General features: G+C 60.0%; 4 protein-coding genes. All 4 read right to left on the reverse strand.

All coding sequences use genetic code 11. From position 1 onward, the window contains the following. Positions 1–482, reverse strand: a 482-nt coding sequence (locus P7F28_RS05725; protein ID WP_277183523.1) for an MFS transporter, incomplete at its 3' end; no start/stop codon positions are given. A gap of 69 nt (positions 483–551) precedes the next feature. Further along, the gene (locus P7F28_RS05730) at positions 552–1,499 is read right to left on the reverse strand and encodes an NAD(P)-dependent oxidoreductase (RefSeq protein WP_306805791.1); all 948 of its coding nucleotides are present in this window, start codon (positions 1,497–1,499) and stop codon (positions 552–554) included. Further along, the gene (locus P7F28_RS05735; RefSeq protein WP_277183525.1) at positions 1,414–2,415 is read right to left on the reverse strand and encodes a transketolase family protein; all 1,002 of its coding nucleotides are present in this window, start codon (positions 2,413–2,415) and stop codon (positions 1,414–1,416) included. The genes P7F28_RS05730 and P7F28_RS05735 overlap by 86 nt, the downstream gene beginning before the upstream one ends. Then, positions 2,412–3,305: a transketolase gene (locus tag P7F28_RS05740; RefSeq protein WP_277183526.1), complete on the reverse strand. Its 894-nt coding sequence runs from the start codon at positions 3,303–3,305 to the stop codon at positions 2,412–2,414. The genes P7F28_RS05735 and P7F28_RS05740 overlap by 4 nt, the downstream gene beginning before the upstream one ends. Between the last annotated feature and the right edge of the window lie 214 nt (positions 3,306–3,519).

The following is a 3,519-nucleotide window of genomic DNA, read 5'->3' on the forward strand; positions in this document are numbered from 1 at the left end:
AGCGGAATGCCCAACTGCGGCACCGCGCCGAAAAAGCCGCGCCGATTTTCTGGCGCATGTTCGCACGCCATCAGCACCGCGCCGCCCCATTCCGCACCGAAGCCGATGCCTTGCACCATCCGCAATAGAATCAAGAGAATTGGTGCGAGCACGCCGGCCTGCGCATAAGTCGGTAGGAATCCGATCAAAACGGTGGCCGCGCCCATCCCTGCAAGCGACCAGAACAGCACCGCCTTGCGGCCCAGACGATCGCCGTAATGTCCTGCGAGATAACCGCCGAACGGTCGCATCAGAAAGCCGATGGCCAGCGTGGCGAAGGACGCGAGAATGCCGACGAGCGGCTCGGTGGTATGAAAGAAGATCTTGCCGAAATAAGCGGCTGCGGCGGTGCCGTAAATAAAGAAGTCGTAGCTCTCGACCGCCGATCCGATCATCGATGCGACTGCGACTTTGACCGCGCGGTCTTCTGTGTTGCTGCTCATGTTTATATAGTCTCCCTGCTTCAAGTCTGCGCGTTGCGCCTCTGCGGGCGCTTGCAACGCGTTGAATATTTATTCCTTGCGGAAGGTTTCGATCACACGGCTGTCGTCACGCAAGCCAAGGCCTGCATCGGCTGCTTCGTGATAGCGCGCATTCGCGAGCTTGAGCAAGGGCACATCCGCATCGCACGATTGTGCGGCGGAGGCGACAAGATCGCTATCCTTAACAAAGATGTTGATCGAACTCGTGACGTTGACGTCGGTGCCCTGAAGCATGCGCGGACCGCGATCCGACAGCATCCACGAACCCGCCGCGCCGTTCTCGATGAGTTCGAGCACGGCAGCCGCATCGAGTCCGAGCGAGCTGGCGAGATTCAGCGCTTCCGCTGCGGCCACGATATGCACCGAGCACAAGTGTTGATTCACGACCTTGATTGCCTGACCATCGCCGAGTTTGGGACCGGTGATGCGCACCTTGCCCATTGCATCGAGCACGGGACGCACGGTGTCGATATCCGCTTGCGCGCCCGAGGCGAAGATCACGAGTTCGCCCGTTTTGGCGCGCGCGGTGCCGCCCGTGACGGGGGCATCGACCACGCGCGCGCCGGCTGCGATCAGACGCTCGCCTTCGGCACGCACGCTGTCCGGACCCACGGTGGACATGACGACCCACGTTTGTCCCTTCACCGCAGCGCCCACGCTTTCAACGAGCGATGCAAGCTGCTGTGGCGTTGCGACCATCGCGACCACTACATCGGCCGCGGGTGCGGAAGCGAAGCCGTCAGCGGCCTTTAAACCGCTTTCCTGCGCCATTTCACGCGCACGCGGCGACAGGTCCACGCCCGTCACTTCGTGCCCCGCGCCTTTGATTCTCAGAGCCATCGGCAAACCAATTGCGCCGATGCCGATAAATGTCACATTCATGAGTTGCGCCTTAGCTGAGCCAGTTCTTGATGTTGTTGACCATCGTTTCCGTCGAGATGCCGTAGCGATCATGCAGCGTCGGCAGCGCACCTGCATCGAGAAACTGATCGGGCAGGCCGACGTGACGGAACTCCGGCATCACGCGATTGCGCACCAGCGCGCTCATCACCGCTTCGCCCAATCCGCCGATCACGCTATGGTTCTCCGCCACCATTACGAGGCGGCCTTCACGCCTGCATTGCTCGATGATGGTGGCTTCGTCCAGCGGCTTGATGGTCGGCACGTGCAGCACGCCGACGCTCGCCGAACCATCGTCGAGTGCTTGCGCGCATTCGAGCGCACGCATGGTCATGATGCCCGACGAGATGATGAGCACATCTTGACCATCGCGCAGCATCTTGGCTTTGCCGAGTTCGAACGTGTAGTCGTAATCGTCGAGCACGGCGGGCACTTTGCCGCGCAACAGACGCATATAGACGGGGCCATTGTGCTCGGCAATCGCGGCGACTGCTTGTTCCGTGTCGAGGGCATCGCATGGATCGATCACGGTCATGCCGGGAATCGCGCGCATCAATGCGAGGTCTTCGGTGGCCTGATGGCTCGGGCCGTAACCCGTGGTGAGACCCGGCAACGCCGCGCAGATCTTCACGTTGAGATTTTCTTCCGCGATGATCTGGTGAATGAAGTCATACGCGCGGCGCGTGGCGAACACGGCGTAGGTCGTCGCGAACGGAATAAAGCCTTCTTTTGCGAGGCCGCCTGCTGCGCCCATCAACAATTGTTCGGCCATGCCCATCTGAAAGTGACGTTCCGGGAACGCCTGATTGAAGATGTGCAGGTCCGTGTACTTCGACAAATCCGCCGTCATGCCGACGATATTCGGACGCTTCTCCGCTTCCGCGACCAGCGCATGACCGAACGGTGCGGGACGCGTCTTCTGACCTTCGGACGCGATCGATGCGATCATCGCCGAAGTCGTCAAACGGGGTTTCTTGTCAGCGACGGCGCTCATGCCTTGTCTCCTTGCTGGTGTTGTTCGTCGAGCACGGCGATCGCCTGCTGCCATTCTTCCGGATCGACCCGGATAAAGTGATTCTTTTCGCGCGTTTCGAGGAAAGGCACACCTTTGCCCATCAACGTGTCGAGCAGCACGACGCGCGGTTTTGCTTCGGATAGCGAACGACAGCGTTCAAATGCTGCAAGCAACGCGGGCATATCGTTGCCGTTCACGCGTTCGACGTGCCAGCCGAAGGACAAGAACTTGTCTGCGAGCGGTTCGAAACCAAGCACTTCATGCGATGCCCCGTCCGCTTGCTGACGGTTGATATCGACCATCGTGATGAGATTGCCGAGGCCATGATGTGCCGCCGATAACGCGGCTTCCCACGTCGCGCCTTCATCGAGTTCGCCATCGGACATCGAGTTATAGACGAAGGCGGGATTACCCTTGAGGCGCAAGCCCAAAGCCATGCCGACCGCGATCGTCAAGCCTTGACCCAGCGAGCCGCCCGAGATTTCCATGCCGGGCGTGTACGTTGCCATGCCGGACATCGGCAGGCGGCTGTCGTCCGAGCCGTAGGTTTCCAGTTCCGCTTCGGGGATCATGCCTGCTTCGATCAGCGCGGCATACAGCGCGATGGCATAGTGGCCGTGCGACAGCAGAAAGCGATCGCGGCCTTCCCATTCGGGATCTTCGGGGCGAATGTTCATCGCGTGGCACCACGTGACCGCAAGTGCATCGGCGAGTCCGAGTGCCTGGCCGATATAACCCTGACCCTGGACTTCACCCATGCGCAGCGCAAAGCGGCGAATGCGATAGGCGTGATCGGCGAGCTTGGAAAGTGTGGCGGCTTGGGCTGACGTCGAGCCGGCTTTCGGCTCGGCCTCCGTAATCATTGTCATGGCTTTTCCTGCGGAAAGGCAAAAGATACAAAGTGGACGCCTCGACAACCTCCGATCGCCGCAGTTGTCTCCTGTTCAGCAATCGGACCGGTGTAGAAACGAGGTTGACTTAATGTATCCTTGTGGAATAGGGCCTGACAAAAGAAAAGATTGCAACAGCTCATGAACGCCATTCACGAATCCCGCGCATGAACGTGTTCCGCAAAGTTCCGCT

The sequence above is a fragment of the Caballeronia sp. BR00000012568055 genome (genome assembly GCF_029439455.1).
Lineage (GTDB): Bacteria > Pseudomonadota > Gammaproteobacteria > Burkholderiales > Burkholderiaceae > Caballeronia.